This is a genomic window from Psychrobacter sp. AOP7-A1-24, from assembly GCF_052376235.1.
In the GTDB taxonomy this organism is placed as follows: Bacteria; Pseudomonadota; Gammaproteobacteria; order Pseudomonadales; family Moraxellaceae; genus Psychrobacter.
In genome coordinates this window covers 36,797-51,664 of sequence record NZ_JBQSVM010000022.1, presented here as the reverse complement: position 1 = coordinate 51,664, position 14,868 = coordinate 36,797, and the positions used below count along the sequence as shown (strand labels likewise).

General features: G+C 39.9%; 12 protein-coding genes. 4 read left to right on the top strand and 8 right to left on the bottom strand.

The window, feature by feature from the left end; translation table 11 throughout:
- From ACT3QQ_RS09115 to ACT3QQ_RS09105, 3 genes are all read left to right on the top strand, one after another.
- A partial coding sequence (locus tag ACT3QQ_RS09115; RefSeq protein WP_444527758.1) for a hypothetical protein occupies nucleotides 1-312 on the top strand: 312 nt, incomplete at its 5' end.
- Between the two features lie 2 nt (nucleotides 313-314).
- Complete coding sequence (locus ACT3QQ_RS09110) at nucleotides 315-3,398, top strand: tyrosine-type recombinase/integrase (RefSeq protein WP_193032032.1); 3,084 nt, start codon at nucleotides 315-317, stop codon at nucleotides 3,396-3,398.
- A 1-nt stretch (nucleotide 3,399) separates the two neighbouring features.
- Nucleotides 3,400-4,047, top strand: coding sequence for a hypothetical protein (locus ACT3QQ_RS09105; protein ID WP_100749151.1), 648 nt, complete (start codon nucleotides 3,400-3,402; stop codon nucleotides 4,045-4,047).
- Between the two features lie 230 nt (nucleotides 4,048-4,277).
- On the opposite strand, the gene ACT3QQ_RS09100 is transcribed toward ACT3QQ_RS09105, so the two are convergent.
- The 7 genes from ACT3QQ_RS09100 to kdpF form a co-directional block, all read right to left on the bottom strand.
- Nucleotides 4,278-4,820 (bottom strand): DUF3124 domain-containing protein, encoded by a 543-nt coding sequence (locus ACT3QQ_RS09100; RefSeq protein ID WP_100749150.1) that lies wholly within the window; start codon nucleotides 4,818-4,820, stop codon nucleotides 4,278-4,280.
- Between the two features lie 76 nt (nucleotides 4,821-4,896).
- Nucleotides 4,897-5,583 (bottom strand): response regulator, encoded by a 687-nt coding sequence (locus ACT3QQ_RS09095; protein ID WP_020442997.1) that lies wholly within the window; start codon nucleotides 5,581-5,583, stop codon nucleotides 4,897-4,899.
- 43 nt (nucleotides 5,584-5,626) lie between these two features.
- A complete protein-coding gene (locus tag ACT3QQ_RS09090) occupies nucleotides 5,627-8,377 on the bottom strand; it encodes a DUF4118 domain-containing protein (RefSeq protein ID WP_444527757.1) in 2,751 nt (916 codons plus the stop codon).
- Between the two features lie 84 nt (nucleotides 8,378-8,461).
- The gene (kdpC, locus tag ACT3QQ_RS09085; RefSeq protein WP_198411590.1) at nucleotides 8,462-9,136 is read right to left on the bottom strand and encodes a potassium-transporting ATPase subunit KdpC; all 675 of its coding nucleotides are present in this window, start codon (nucleotides 9,134-9,136) and stop codon (nucleotides 8,462-8,464) included.
- 21 nt (nucleotides 9,137-9,157) lie between these two features.
- Complete coding sequence (gene kdpB / locus ACT3QQ_RS09080; RefSeq protein ID WP_226941152.1) at nucleotides 9,158-11,296, bottom strand: potassium-transporting ATPase subunit KdpB; 2,139 nt, start codon at nucleotides 11,294-11,296, stop codon at nucleotides 9,158-9,160.
- A 128-nt stretch (nucleotides 11,297-11,424) separates the two neighbouring features.
- Nucleotides 11,425-13,137 (bottom strand): potassium-transporting ATPase subunit KdpA, encoded by a 1,713-nt coding sequence (gene kdpA / locus ACT3QQ_RS09075; RefSeq protein WP_443536452.1) that lies wholly within the window; start codon nucleotides 13,135-13,137, stop codon nucleotides 11,425-11,427.
- Nucleotides 13,137-13,217 carry a K(+)-transporting ATPase subunit F gene (kdpF, locus tag ACT3QQ_RS09070; RefSeq protein ID WP_084674193.1) on the bottom strand — a complete coding sequence of 27 codons (81 nt, stop codon included), beginning with the start codon at nucleotides 13,215-13,217 and terminating at the stop codon, nucleotides 13,137-13,139. The genes kdpA and kdpF overlap by 1 nt, the downstream gene beginning before the upstream one ends.
- A 181-nt stretch (nucleotides 13,218-13,398) precedes the next feature.
- Here kdpF and ACT3QQ_RS09065 point away from each other — a divergent pair, with 181 nt between their 5' ends.
- Nucleotides 13,399-13,659: a hypothetical protein gene (locus tag ACT3QQ_RS09065; RefSeq protein ID WP_020443002.1), complete on the top strand. Its 261-nt coding sequence runs from the start codon at nucleotides 13,399-13,401 to the stop codon at nucleotides 13,657-13,659.
- Nucleotides 13,660-14,162: 503 nt separating this feature from the next.
- On the opposite strand, the gene modB is transcribed toward ACT3QQ_RS09065, so the two are convergent.
- Nucleotides 14,163-14,864: a molybdate ABC transporter permease subunit gene (modB, locus tag ACT3QQ_RS09060; RefSeq protein ID WP_444527756.1), complete on the bottom strand. Its 702-nt coding sequence runs from the start codon at nucleotides 14,862-14,864 to the stop codon at nucleotides 14,163-14,165.
- Nucleotides 14,865-14,868: the final 4 nt, after the last annotated feature.

Below are 14,868 nucleotides of genomic sequence, written 5' to 3'. Positions count from 1 at the left end.
TTAAAGTTAAACAAAGCATTCATAAAAGAGCGCATGTCACAATATATATCGCTACCTCTTAATTGGCATCGACATTTTATACGCTCGCTAAAAAATATACACATCGGCAAATATTCATACAACTCAGACTTCAATGAAAGACCCATTGGTTATGACGTTATTAGTGCTTGGATGGGACATTCTGATGAACTAGGATTCAGCTTTTACGACCCTTTTAGCGGTTTGAAACAATCTGAACTTAGAGAGTTTGCAAATACACTAGATGAGCTTATCAAAGGTATTGGTTTTACAGTCCTTCAATTGGAGCGCTAAGGATGGCACGTCAAAAAAAATCTGGTATTAAGATACGAGAAGAAAAACGAGATAAACTAGAAGAAAAGCGCTTTTCGTTAGCTTGCGAACTAATAGACAAACACATCGACCTGACAAAAATTGCAGCTTCTGAAGATAAACAGCGAGCGTTTGACCTGATGTGGCTAAAGTTTGATACTAATTTATCTACTAATAAATATTTTAAAGATGTTAAGAGATATTCTACCTCATACAATCACGCCGTAAAATACTGTCAAAGTCGAATAGAAGATAAAAATATTGATATAGGTTTTCCTAAACTTATCATTCAATCATCTCGTGCCAAATCTTTTCGTACACAAGAATGGTTCAATGATGGTAAGCGTATACTAGATTTTTATCTAAACTGGGCTAAAGGTTTAGAAAATAAAAAAACTGTTGATATAACTGTAAGTGATATCTTATTCACTCTAATCTTTCACAGTGCAATCCTAAAGGCTCCTGTACTACAGGAGATATTAGATCAAATAATTGGGAAACGTTTAAAAATCGAACAAATTTCAGGTTTGCCAACCATCACTGTGATCGTTAAGGACAAGGCTTATCATACAAATACTTATAAAGAGTCAAAAGCAGTACATCAAGCACAGGTTTTTATTTCTCCACTATCAGCTCATATTATTCAGTCTTATATCAAAGAGCAGAAAAATAACGTTATTGATCGTGATAGAAATCTCACAATATACAAACGGTATCAAAGCATACAACTAATACAAGCAAATCAGGGAAATAATATAGAACTTGGTTTGAAACGTTTTTTGATGGGTGCAGTCTATGTGCTAGAAAATCACTTCCTCTTCGATCTCCCTGAACATACTTGGTACATTATAACGGGTAAAGAAAACACCTATAGCTTGCCAACTTCCAATTGGCAGTCTCTGATCTATAATATTCAACATAATGAAAATCAGAAACAAGAAGAATTTAATAGCGTTTTGACTAACATGGATAGTAATAGCCATGTAGAAAGTAGTCCTTGCTTAGTAGTAGAGATAGCGAAGTTACTTAGGAAAGACGTTAAAGAAAATAATGCCAAATTATCTGAAAAGAAATTAATTAAAGAGCTAGATGAAATTTATAATCGATTAAAAAGTGATCAAAGCTCTTTACAAGAAAAGGCAATAGTTGGCTGGCTATTATTGAAAGCACGTACCTGTAAAGTAAGCAGTGTTCAAACCTATAGTAATACCATCACTAGTCGCTGGCTAGCACTTACTCAAGATGCAAACCTACAAAGTTATCAGGAAGAAGATTTTATAACGCTATACAGTGAGATGACTGAACTCAGTAAGACCACGAAAGCAAAGAATTCAGTCGCTACATTAATTAATGAAATACACCAATACATGGTTAAACACTACCATATAGAACCTATAGCTCCATTGATTACAAGCGATAAACCCCATCATAAAGTTGGTTATATATCAGAGCAGATGTTCCAAGCTATCCTTGATAGGATTAATAGCCTTACTACAAATGTAGATGAAAAACAGGCTTTGAGCTTAGCGTTAATATTAGGACATCGGTGCGGGCTGAGAATTGGTGAAATAGTTAAAATAAGATTGCGTGATGTAGCCGAAACTCAGAATTATCTAGAGATTAGAAATAATAAGTTTGGAAACAATAAAAGCCTCTCTGCTTTACGTCGTGTATTACTTGCACAACTCTTAACAGAGTCTGATATTAAGTTAATTAAGCGTATTTACATCAAACGTTCAGGCGATAAAGGTCAAACGCTTATAGCCAGCCAAGATGGCATGTCTTACAACGCTCAAACAATATCAAAAATGCTTACACATCTTATAAAAGAGGTTACTGGCTTAAGCTATCTTACTACACATCATCTACGTCATAGTTGTCTAACTAATTTTCAGTTAATGTCATTTTTATACGATAAAGACTATCAATTTAATGGCCATCCAGGTGCAACGTTTTTAAAAGGCTTGCTACCCTACGAATCAGCTCAAGCTGCTAGCATCATCAATCATTTCGAAACGAATCTTGCGTACAAGAAAATATATGCTTTGGCAGGAATAGCAGGCCACGCTACCCCTAGTACAACATTTTCATCATATGTACATTTTACGGACATTCAGGTGGGATTATTATTATGGCAGACCAATTTTAAACTAGCTATGAAGCACAATCAGATACTAAAAATACCGAGAAGACAAAAATTTGAAACTGAAAATATGCATTTAAGACTAAATGAATATCTCATTGATAAGCTTAAACTGCCTTATTTTCCGAAACCTATGCACAGTAAAATACTGAATGATGATTTTGATGAAAAAATTGTAAAAGTTAAGAAATATTCTTTCGATGAAGTACATCAAGTTCTTGAAGCTTATACTCAGAAAGGTGATTATGAGAACCTCATGCATATCTATGATGTCAGTCAAGAAACTGTTGAAACATGGCATCGTAATGCAAAGCGACTAAGAGACGATTTAGAGTTTCAAACTAGGAAAGGCAACCCTAGGTTGTTTGATATCAATAATAAAGGAGGCTTATTACCTGTTAAGGATAGATATGATGATGATAGAAGAATCATGATGCAAATGACGGAAAAATTTCGTAGCCTTTACTTAGAGAGTGAGGACAAAAAACATATCCATCAATTTATATATCATACACTTACTCACTCTCAAAATAATAAAAATTTTATTATATTTAACTGCGCAGTAGACCTCTATAACTACCTTCAAGTTATTCGTAAACTAGTCTATAAAAAAGATATTCGACTGAGCTACTACAACTATGCACAAGCTGCCGAAAAAGATCAGAATAATTGGAACGACGCTTTAAAAGATATACCTATTTCACAGAGAATAAATATGGATAATGAGCAAGAAGAGAATTTTTGCCAAAATCGAAGGCAGATCCGAGTAGAGCTCTCACTCGCTAGTCAGACTGAAGTTACAAGAATTCAAAATAGGGCAAACTCTGTTATACCTATAAAGCAGTGGAATGTGAGGACAATACAAATATTTTGTCACTATGTATTCATTATGATGGGTGACAGAATTAATAAGGAAGTAGCGTAATATGAAACTATCTGCTAAAACGATTAGTTTAAATAGCAACTCAATCGTAAAACTCCATCCTTTAGCCAGTAGGCTTCATCAAGTACTGATCAAAGCCTATATTAGTAGTGATAAGAGTACCTATCTCAAAAACGTACCTAACTATTTTGGCAGCAGAGTTGACATACCTATTCATAATATTTCTGTCATATTTAAAGACGGTTTATACGAAATCATCGGGGGCTGTTTTTCTCCTATATTTGATCTAAATGATATTTCTAATGAAAATACTGTGATTCTAAGTTATACAACATCTCAAGGTCATGATACAAAGAATAAAACTGATGAACAGATAAACAGAGTAAAAAAAAGAATTCAAGATAAGTTTGACCAAGACGTAATAGACTTTATATATATGGATTATATTAGGGCGATTTCTATTCTTTCACTTTCAAAACCAGGTGTCATGTATTCCGAAATTAGAGAGTTATCACAGGCTAAAGGCAAATATAGTAGCGCTATTTGGAACGAAATATTTGGTAATGAAGATGAATCTCCAATAAACTATCTTAGTCAGAAAGATTTTTCAATGCTTATCGATAAGACTCGAGGTACTGTGAATAATCATAACAAACTTAAAGGTTTCACATACCAAGCAAAGGATTCCTGAATTACTGCCAGATGTATTATTAATGGATACATTGCTACAATCTTTAGTAATATTCAAATAAAGAAGTCTTTTGAACATGCCTAAGTTCAGGTTAGAACAGAGCTATCAGATGAATCGTTATTGATCAAATGGACAATTTAAAGATAAAGAAGGTCACTTTTAAAATGTATTTTTGTGTTCCACCTTATGAGTTAACGAACGATATACATTGAATATAAAATGATTTTTTATCAGTGCATAACTGGTGTCCCTTGCGTGTTAAAAGCAAAAGCTTTATTATTAAAATTACCAATCATTACCGCCTCAATCACTGGTTTAACCGTATCATCTAAAGCTTCAACCTCAATGATAAAGTCTGCACCAGGACCCCCTTTATTTTCTTCTTTTTCAACGATATAGTTGAGGGTTGCCATAGGTGGCAGCTTAATTGAGTTCTTGATATATGATTTTATTAGCTCTCCGTTAGTACCGTAGTAATCAATTTTATTGATATATAGTGATTTTTCTAATGTGGTATTACGAATGCTCAAAGTCGCCGATAGCAATACTTTTTCATTGTACCTATCAATATAAATGTCTGAATAAATGGGCACATAAAAGGTTTGTTTATAACTTAATTGACGGGGATCGACGGCTGAGGTTATTTCAAGCTCTTTCATAGGATCTTTATTATTTTCTGAAAATACTATATTGGGATCTTTTATTGATTTATCACAACCTGATAACAGCACCAATATAGCAATGGCTATGGCGGACATATTGAGCTTGTTCATGATATTTCCCTCTTTTTTTTGCATCTTACCATCAGCTTAATATTCTAGTTAGGAGACTAAATACATTCATGTATTGTCAGTCTTTAGGTATATGTAGCTTGTAGCCGACACCGATTTCGGTTAAGAAGAAATTTGGTCGAGAAGGATTATCTTCTAGTTTCTGGCGTAAATTTGACATAAATATGCGAACATAATGTTCTTGATGGTTATGACCTTTACCCCAAACTTCATTAAGCAGTTGTTTATGGGTCAGTACTTTTTCCGCATAACGGATCAGGACAGTCAGCAAGCGATACTCAATAGGTGTTAAATGGACGTCTTTACCATTTTTCTTGACTTGTCTCTGCGTGAGATCGATGCTGACATTGCCAAGCTCTATCTGACTAGGTGCTTCGTAGCCAACCTGCCAGCGGCGCATATGTGCATTAACACGCGCAACCAATTCGCCCATACTAAAAGGTTTCACTAAATAATCATCCGCACCTAAATTGAGCGCTTTTATTTTATCCTGTTCATCACTGCGAGCTGATAATACTAAAATAGGTAATGAGGACCACGTCCTAATATCTGCAATGACGTCACAGCCATCACCGTCAGGTAAGCCAAGATCTAATATAAGTAAATCAGGACGGCGCGTCGCAGCTTCTATTAAGCCCCTGTGCGAGCTATCAGCGATATAAACTTGATAGCCTTCTTGCTCCATCGCTGTTTTAATAAATCGCGCAATATGGGCTTCATCTTCGATAATTAGTATGGTCTTCATTAGTGTGTTTTTCGCTATTAGTATTAACCTTATGATATAGCACTTATCGTGCTAAGTTTGCTGAATCAATGTTTGGGCTGCTTGCTATAAAGTCGTCACTCAATAAATCTTGTTCAGGCAAAGGTTGCCAAGGTAGCGTTATAATAAATTGTGCACCGTGAGGTTGTATATTATTAGCGCTTAACGTGCCACCCAGATGCTCAACTAAATCTCTGCTCAAAGCTAAGCCTAAACCCAATCCCGTTGTAGTACCTTCCGAATTCCCTCGAATAAAGCGCTCAAATATTTGCGTCTCCATACCTACAGGTAGACCTTCTCCTGTGTCTGTCACCGTTATCAGGTATTGCCGATTATTATCAAGCATTGCTTTGATGCAAATACAGGCATTGTCTAGGGTATAATTGATTGCATTGGTTATTAAGTTATTTAAAATACGCGACAAAATCAATTCGTCGGTATAAATAAAGTCAATATTATGGGGAATGTCTATTTCTATCTGGCGCTCTTTTAAATAGTGCTCAAGCTGACGGATATTACTACCAACGATTTCTTCTAAGCTCACCCATTGCTTGTTTAGTTTCATGCCGCCAGACTGTAGCGAGACGTAATCTAAAATATTAATGACTAAACGCTGAATGACGTTTGCTTGCTGCTCAATATCGACTGCCAGTTGCTTCTGCTCACTTGCCGTTAAACTCTGGATAGCAAGAGAAGATGCTAAACCAGATAATACCGTTATTGGCGTTCGGATATCATGAGACAGGGCCGATAATAAAGTCCCACGCAGCCGCTCTGATTCTACCTTTATGAGCGCGGTTTGAGCCACTTTTGCGTAATATACCCGCTCTAAGGCTAGCGTTATTTGGGCAATGGCCATATCAAGGGTTCTTTGTTGTTCGGGTTGATTGAAACTCTCACTATCTGTAGGCATCAGTGCTAAAACACCGAGCACCTGATTTGATGTAGCGAGTGCCCGATAGTGCATCGTATTGGCGGTGAGTGTATTAGTTCCTAGTCCCGCGCTTTCGTTATGATCAAATACCCATCGGGTGACAACCCAGTTGAATTCTGCAGGTATCGTACAGTCAGTCATAACGACCAGTTTATTTTCCACGTCTGGCATCACTATAATTGCAGTGCTAGCAATATGCTGTGTTAGCCATGCTGCAGCTTGGCTGATGATGTCATTGTTTTTACGAGCAGCACTTAGGCTTTGAGCAAGATAGCTCATGGATATGGCCTGTTGTTCACGTTTACGGGCAGCTTGTGCCTGAAATCGCAGGCCAACTGCTAGGTTGTTAATGATTAAAGAGACGATAAGCATAACGGCAAAGGTGACTAAGTATTGGACATCACTGACATTAAATGACAGCTTAGGTTCAACAAAAAATAAATCAAAACTTAACACACTTAAAAAAGCAGCTAATATACCAGGCGCGCGTCCAAAGCGTACTGAGATAAAAACAATCACTAACAAGTACAGCATGACTACGTTGGCTAAATCAAACCAGCGCGTGAGAGCCACTAAGGTAACGGTTACTAATCCGCATCCCAAAATTGCCATGAGATAACCATTACGGTTATCTACCGATGATAATTCTGCCACGTTCCAAGACGGTAATTGACGCTCATTAATAGTTTTGCTTAACTGCTTAGTTTGATTAACCAATATCAAATCTAAATTAACGTCTTGCTGTGAGATGAGCTTGACCAGCGACTGACCCCAGTGATACGGTCTAGAGCGGTTAGCATGGTTTTGTCCAATAATAATACGGCCAATATTGAATTGATGGGCATAGCTGGCCAAACCCTCTGCCACAGTAATGGCACTAATCACTTCAGTTTTTGCACCCAAATCATCCGCTAAACGCAATGCCTCCAAAACTTTCTGCTTATTATTAACTGAACGATTTAAACCGCGTGGCGTATCGACATGTACCACATACCACTGTGAATGTAGACTACTGGCCAGCCTAGCAGCATGACGAATGAGGCGTTCACTGTTTGCCCCCGTACTGATTCCTACCAATAGCTGATCTGCGGTATTCCAAATAGGTGAAATTCGAGCTTGGTTACGATAATCTTGCATATCGGCATCGACCAAGTCTGCGGTTCGGCGTAATGCCAGCTCTCGCAGCGCGATCAAATTACCTTTACGAAAGAAGTTATTAATAGCGTGCTTGGCTTGGCTTGGAATGTATACTTTACCTTCGTGAAGACGCGCCAATAATTCATCTGGCGGTAAATCAACCAATACCACTTCATTTGCCTGATCAAAAAACCAGTCGGGCAAGGTTTCTTGAACCACGACTCCAGTAATTTGATTGACAACATCATTTAAGCTTTCTAAATGCTGAACGTTTAGGGTCGTGTAAACACTGATACCTGCTTTTAGTAACTCTTCAACATCGTGCCAACGTTTAGGATGGCGAGATCCTGGAATATTACTATGTGCCAACTCATCAACCAGCAAAATATCTGGATGACTGGCGAGAGCGGCATCAATGTCAAACTCTTGTAGCATCTGTCCACGATATTCAATCTCGCGTAGCGGCAATACTGATAGCCCTTGTACCAGTGCTGCTGTCTCACTGCGGCCATGGGTCTCTACAATACCAACCAATACATTACGTCCATGCGCTTGTGCTTGGTGGGCAGAGGTCAGCATGTCATACGTTTTACCAACCCCGGCCGACGCTCCAAAAAATATCTTTAATTTACCTCTATTGACCGTATACTCTTGCTGCTTGATTTGCTGCAATAACGCATCTGGGCTAGGGCGGTTAATATTCATTATGACCCTCGATAGCTCTTAAATAAAAGTAAATTAAAGTGGCGGCTTTTGGTTAATCCGGTAGTGTTGTTTAATACTGTCTTACTATTTAACTGGGAGAGTAGATATCTCGTCTAAAGTTAAGTTAACTGCCAGCACATTGACACGCGGCTCGCCAAAGACATTAAACTGCTTACTATCGGTATTATCATTGATCGCTTTTTGTACTTGTTCGATACTTATCCCGCGTATACTTGCCACTCTATTGGCTTGCCACTGTGCCGCCGCAGGTGAGATATGTGGATCCAAGCCACTTCCCGACATGGTCACCAAATCAATCGGAATCGGCGCTTTATTCTGTGGATCAGCCGCCTTAAGCTTTTGCACTTGCGCCTCAACATTGCTGGCAAGTTCAAGATTTAAAGGTCCCAAATTACTACCTGAAGATTGGGTGGCATCATAACCTTCACCCGCAGCAGAAGGTCGTGTCCATATATATTGTGGTTGGTCAAACTGTTGACCGATAAGCGCAGAGCCAACCAGCTGCCCCTCTTTTTCTATTAAGCTACCATTTGCCTGATTGGGCATAGTCACTTGCCCGACGCCCGTCATTAGTAATGGATAGCATAAACCTAAAATGATACCTAATAGTATAAATAGTAATACAGCAGGTTTGAGCATTGGCATATAAGTAGCAGCGTTATCTAGTGTGTTGCTGCTACCTGTTGCATCTTGTAGTGATGGCTTGGAGTCAGTATCTGGATGAGAATGAGTGTACATAGTAATATTCCTTATGAATGATTAGACCAATTGCAATACGTTAATGAGCATATCGATAACCTTTATTCCCACAAACGGTAGCAGTAGTCCGCCCAATCCATATATCAAGAGGTTCCGGCGCAATAGGTTAATAGCAGAGTTTGGACGATACTTGACGCCTCGCAGCGCTAGTGGAATTAGAAATACAATGATTAAAGCATTAAAAATAACCGCTGATAAAATAGCGCTCTTTGGGCTGCCCAAATGCATAATATTTAAAACGTTTAAGGCGGGATAAGTACCAGCAAAAGCTGCTGGAATAATCGCAAAGTATTTAGCGACGTCATTAGCCAAGCTAAAAGTCGTCAGCGCCCCACGGGTCATCAACATTTGCTTACCGGTTTGCACCACTTCAATAAGCTTGGTCGGGTTTGAGTCCAAATCCACCATGTTCGCCGCTTCTTTGGCCGCTTGAGTCCCACTATTCATAGCGACGGCAACATCAGCTTGAGCAAGTGCTGGCGCGTCATTGGTACCGTCACCAGTCATCGCCACCAGCTTACCTTGGCGCTGATAACTACGAATCAGCTCAAGTTTTTGTTCTGGGGTAGCCTCCGCCATAAAGTCATCAACCCCAGCTTCAGCAGCGATAGCAGCAGCGGTTAAAGGATTGTCACCAGTAATCATCACGGTAGTAATACCGATTTTTCGCAATTCAGCAAAGCGCTCTTTGATACCAGATTTCACCACGTCTTTGAGCTCAATAACGCCTAATATCTGCTGACCGTCTGCAACTAACAGTGGTGTACTACCACGGCGAGCAACTTCTTCTACTTGTTGCTCTAGATTATTAGGCAGCGTACCACCTTGTTCTGTCACCCAATTTACAATGGCGTCATAAGCGCCCTTACGGATGCGGCGTTGCTCAATATTGGTACCACTCATTCGAGTTTGTGCCGTAAATTCGATATTTTCAGATGGCTTTGATTTCCAGATATTCTCATCGATATCAAAACGGCTTTGTGCCAGTTTGACGATACTGCGACCTTCGGGCGTCTCATCGGTTAGCGAGCTAATCAATGCCACTTCAGCTAGCAAGTTCTCGTTGATACCATTCGATGGCAGAAATAAAGAAGCTTGACGGTTACCATAAGTAATAGTGCCGGTCTTATCGAGCAATAGCACATCGACATCGCCAGCAGCTTCTACCGCACGTCCAGAGGTCGCAATGACATTGGCTTGCATCATACGGCTCATACCTGCTACCCCAATAGCCGATAATAAACCGCCAATCGTTGTCGGGATCAGGCAGACCAGTAATGCGACTAAAATAACAATAGAGATGGGTTCGCCTTGACCTGATGCGAGCACTGCAAACTGAGAGAATGGCAACAGGGTGACGCAAACCATTAGAAATATCAGGGTTAATGCAATAAGCAAAATAGTCAGTGCAATCTCATTAGGCGTTTTAGTACGTTTGGCACCTTCTACCAAGGCAATCATACGATCCAAAAATCCTTGCCCCGGCGCTTGGGTGATACGAATAATCAGCCAGTCAGACAAGACCTTAGTACCGCCAGTGACTGCGTTAAAATCACCGCCACTTTCACGGATTACAGGAGCGGATTCACCAGTAATGGCTGATTCATCGACTGAAGCAAGACCTTCTATCACCTCACCATCCGCCGGAATGATTTCTCCCATTTGCACTAATACAATATCGTCTTGATTGAGCTCCGTCGCCTGTACCATAGTAGCGGCGGATAATCGGTCGCTACTAGCAAGCTTACGCGCTTGCACATCTTGACGTGCCTGCTTAAGACTCGATGCTTGCGCTTTACTGCGACCTTCTGCTAACGCTTCAGCAAAGTTGGCAAATAATAAGGTAAACCATAGCCAAAACGTGATTAACAAGGTAAAGATCAGTCCAGTTTGACTCTGAATTAACATGTTAATGGCTAATATGGTCGTCAACCATGAACCGATATAAACGACGAACATCACGGGATTACGCCACTGAACGCGAGGATCAAGCTTGAGTAGCGCATCTTTTAGCGCCGGTTTAATCAGTGCCGGATCTAACAGACCTTGTGAAGGTTTTTCGGGCAAATCAGAGTTATCAGGCTCTTGTTGAGGCGGCACATCTAAGTCTTTATTATTAGAATCTACTGAAACATTCATGGTTTTTATTCCTAACATAATCATAAAAAGGGAGCAATTCACCACTAAAAAGGTAAGTGCCTATTTATCAAATTATCAAATCTATCGACTTTGGCAAATTTGCTGAAGTCTAGACAAATAGGCAGCGGCTAACCTTTCATCATCCATATATGCTCTACAATAGGTCCAAGCGCTAACGCAGGAATGAAAGTCAATGCGCCAATCATCAGCACAGTTCCGACTAATAGACCCACAAATAATGGCGTGGTCGTCGGTAAAGTACCGCTATTGACTTCAAGTCTTGGTTTTTTCGCCAACGATCCTGCCAAAGCCAGTACTGGAATGATGACCCCAAAACGCCCAACCACCATCGCAAGCCCAAGCATGGAGTTATAAAAGACCGAATTGGCCCCCAACCCTGCAAAAGCAGAACCATTATTATTGGCAGCAGAGCTAAAGGCATACAGCACTTCACTGAAACCATGGGCGCTAGGATTAAAAATCCCTGCTTGACCATTCGTAGTCATCACACTAATCGCCGTTCCCATTAGCACCATAGTGGGTGCTGCAAGTAATGCTAATACAACCATTTTCATCTCAAATGGTTCAATCTTTTTACCAAGATATTCTGGTGTCCGTCCAATCATGAGTCCTGATACGAATACCGCCAATATTGCAAAGAGCAACATGCCGTACAGTCCGGCTCCGACACCGCCAAATACCACTTCACCTAACTGCATCTGCAACATCAAACCAAAGCCGCCCATGGGCGTAAATGAGTCATGCATCGCATTTACCGCACCACATGATGCTGCAGTAGTAATAGTGGCAAATAACGATGAAGCCACAATACCAAAGCGCACTTCTTTACCTTCCATATTTCCACTGACATCAGCAGCGGTTAGCCCTGACACTTGTGACGTTAACCAAGGATTACCAGTAAGCTCGCTGCTCACCGTTAATGAATACATACCGACAAACAATACGGTCATGGCTGCTAATATCGCCACCCCTTGCTTCAGGTTGCCGCTCATCTTACCGAGACAAAAACACAGTGAAGTAGGAATAAGAAAAATAGCGAGCATCTGAATTAAATTAGAAAAAGGCGTTGGATTTTCAAACGGGTGGGCAGAGTTAGCGTTAAAGAAACCACCGCCGTTAGTACCTAACATTTTAATCGCTTCTTGTGACGCGACTGGTCCTAAGGCGATAGTTTGGGTATCACCTTGAAGGGTTTGCACGTCCATATAGGTCGATAAGGTTTGTACAACACCTTGACTCATTAATAGAAGCGCGATGATTGTCGCTATCGGTAATAGGATATAAATATTACAGCGCCATAAATCGACCCACGCATTACCAAGGTGAGCGCTTTTCTTAAATATCAAGCCACGCATCAAGGCAAAAGCGACGGCAATACCTGTTGCTGCAGATAAAAAGTTTTGTAGCGACATACCCATCATTTGCGTGAGATAGCTCATCGTGCTCTCACCGCCATAAGCCTGCCAGTTGGTATTGGTCATAAAACTGATGGCCGTGTTCATAGCCAAGTCCCAAGTGACTCCTGTCATTGCTTGTGGATTGAGCGGCAAATTACCTTGCGCCAGTTGCAAGATAAATAGTGCCAAAAAGCCAAGGATGTTGAACCAGACAATAGCTAAGGCATACTGTTTCCAATTCATCCCAGATGCAACATTACCTTTTGCATCCCGCCCAAGCATGCCAAGTGCCGTAAAACCACGAGATTCAAGACGAGATATCGGTGCTTGCATACGCTGCATGATATAACCGGATAAAAAATAGCCCAAAGTAAATAAAATGAGAAGATAAATAATCAACTGAGATAAAGCCTGGATGGTCATTAGAACGCCTCCGGTTTAATCAGTACGTATAGCAAATAGACAAATAAACCTAGGGCGATAAGCCCTGAAAATACTTCCATAGCACTCTCCTAACACCAAGATCAGTCAATTAATTGCCGCAAGATTACTAAGACCTTGCTGCTCATTGGATAATGTCATTAGTATGCTGAGAGAAGTATAAAAGTGTTATTAAGATAAATAGGCAGGATATAAAGAAAGTATAAAGATGAGAGTTAGCTAGTAGATAGGCAGATATTAAGTGTGGATAACTGTCTTGCTTTAGCTAGGAACACTGAAGAGGTAACGACTAAAGACAACACTTATTTACTGGCAATGGAGGACACTTCTTTTTCTTGGGATGCGGATACAGAGATTCTGACCTTTGAAGAAAAACCGTATAAAATCGGAGATGAGCTTTATCTTGGCGGTACTGTATTTACTTATCCTAACGCGAATATTACCGATCAGATAAAGGTAAAATGGATAGATTATGGTTTGGATAAAGGGTGGCTTGGTGGTTGAACTGGATAGACCATTCCTTAAACTTTAGAAGCTAATTTTCCAGATATATCTAATAGATAATAATCTAAAAACGTTAATCTAAATAATAAACGCAAAAAAAACATGTATAATTACTATGCTTTTTTCGAATTCTAATGTGCAATAATTAAACATTTTTAGTGACCAAAATATGGAATATAGCTCACGTAAAATGTCTTAAATTGCGCCAAACGTCATAGCTATTTATTGACTTAAGATATTGATATGTATGTTTTTATAGGTTAATATAACTTAATAACGATTTATAAAGTTTAGTGGTTCTAGCCTGTCACGCCGGGGGTCGCGGGTTCGAGTCCCGTCCGCTGCGCCATATTTAAAACGAATTTAAACTTACGAGTTTAAGCAAGTTTCGCCTCAAGCATTAGATTGTTTGAGGTTTTTTTGTGTCTATAGACTTTGTTTAAGTCTCATCTATATAGCTGCTGCGCTATCTAACACTTAACTTGTATGCAAATATTTTAGCCCTATGAACGTTGACTGATTCGGCTCACACTAGCGATCAACGCCACCATCACTATACCTATAATAATTAAAACACCAGACATCATGTGCGCTGCCTCATAGTTGAGCGCCTCTACTTGCTCATATATCGCAATCGATACCACCTTAGTTTCGCCTGAGATGCTGCCTCCTATCATCAGTACAACACCAAACTCTCCGATCGTATGAGCAAAGCTTACCAAACTGCCCAAAATAATACCTATGCGCGCTTGCGGTAAAGCCACTTTCACAAACCGTCGCATACGGCTTGGTTCTAACAGATGAGCAACCTCCGTGACACTTTTCGGAATACGTAAAAACTGTGCATACACGGGTTGTATGTAAAAAGGCAATGAGTAAATAATAGAACCGATGACCAGACCTTCAAAGGTAAAAATCAACGGGCTGATGTTATGCTCGCTCAACCATTTACCGATGCCCATGCTAGGACTGAGCAGTAACAATAGATAAAAACCAATCACGGTGGGTGGTAGTACCAGAGGCATCGCAATGATGCCCATGAGCAGTACCTTAAGACGTACTATTGCTTTTATGCGACTCGGCTTAGCCAACCAATAAGCGATAGGCGTCGCAAATAGTAATAGACATAAAGTGGTCACACAAGCTAGCTTGATGCTCACCCAAAATGGACTGAGCATATCTGACATAAGAGACTGGTCAATCATATAA

Excerpts from the sequence above, each read along its gene's own strand:
- ACT3QQ_RS09110 (WP_193032032.1), top strand. The coding sequence starts at position 315 with ATGGCACGTCAAAAAAAATCTGGTATTAAGATACGAGAAGAAAAACGA.
- kdpB (WP_226941152.1), bottom strand. The coding sequence starts at position 11,296 with ATGAATGTTTCAGTAGATTCTAATAATAAAGACTTAGATGTGCCGCCT.
- kdpF (WP_084674193.1), bottom strand. The coding sequence starts at position 13,217 with ATGGAAGTATTTTCAGGGCTTATCGCCCTAGGTTTATTTGTCTATTTG.
- modB (WP_444527756.1), bottom strand. The coding sequence starts at position 14,864 with ATGATTGACCAGTCTCTTATGTCAGATATGCTCAGTCCATTTTGGGTG.
- kdpA (WP_443536452.1), bottom strand. The coding sequence starts at position 13,137 with ATGACCATCCAGGCTTTATCTCAGTTGATTATTTATCTTCTCATTTTA.
- ACT3QQ_RS09090 (WP_444527757.1), bottom strand. The coding sequence starts at position 8,377 with ATGAATATTAACCGCCCTAGCCCAGATGCGTTATTGCAGCAAATCAAG.
- ACT3QQ_RS09105 (WP_100749151.1), top strand. The coding sequence starts at position 3,400 with ATGAAACTATCTGCTAAAACGATTAGTTTAAATAGCAACTCAATCGTA.
- kdpC (WP_198411590.1), bottom strand. The coding sequence starts at position 9,136 with ATGTACACTCATTCTCATCCAGATACTGACTCCAAGCCATCACTACAA.
- ACT3QQ_RS09100 (WP_100749150.1), bottom strand. The coding sequence starts at position 4,820 with ATGAACAAGCTCAATATGTCCGCCATAGCCATTGCTATATTGGTGCTG.
- ACT3QQ_RS09095 (WP_020442997.1), bottom strand. The coding sequence starts at position 5,583 with ATGAAGACCATACTAATTATCGAAGATGAAGCCCATATTGCGCGATTT.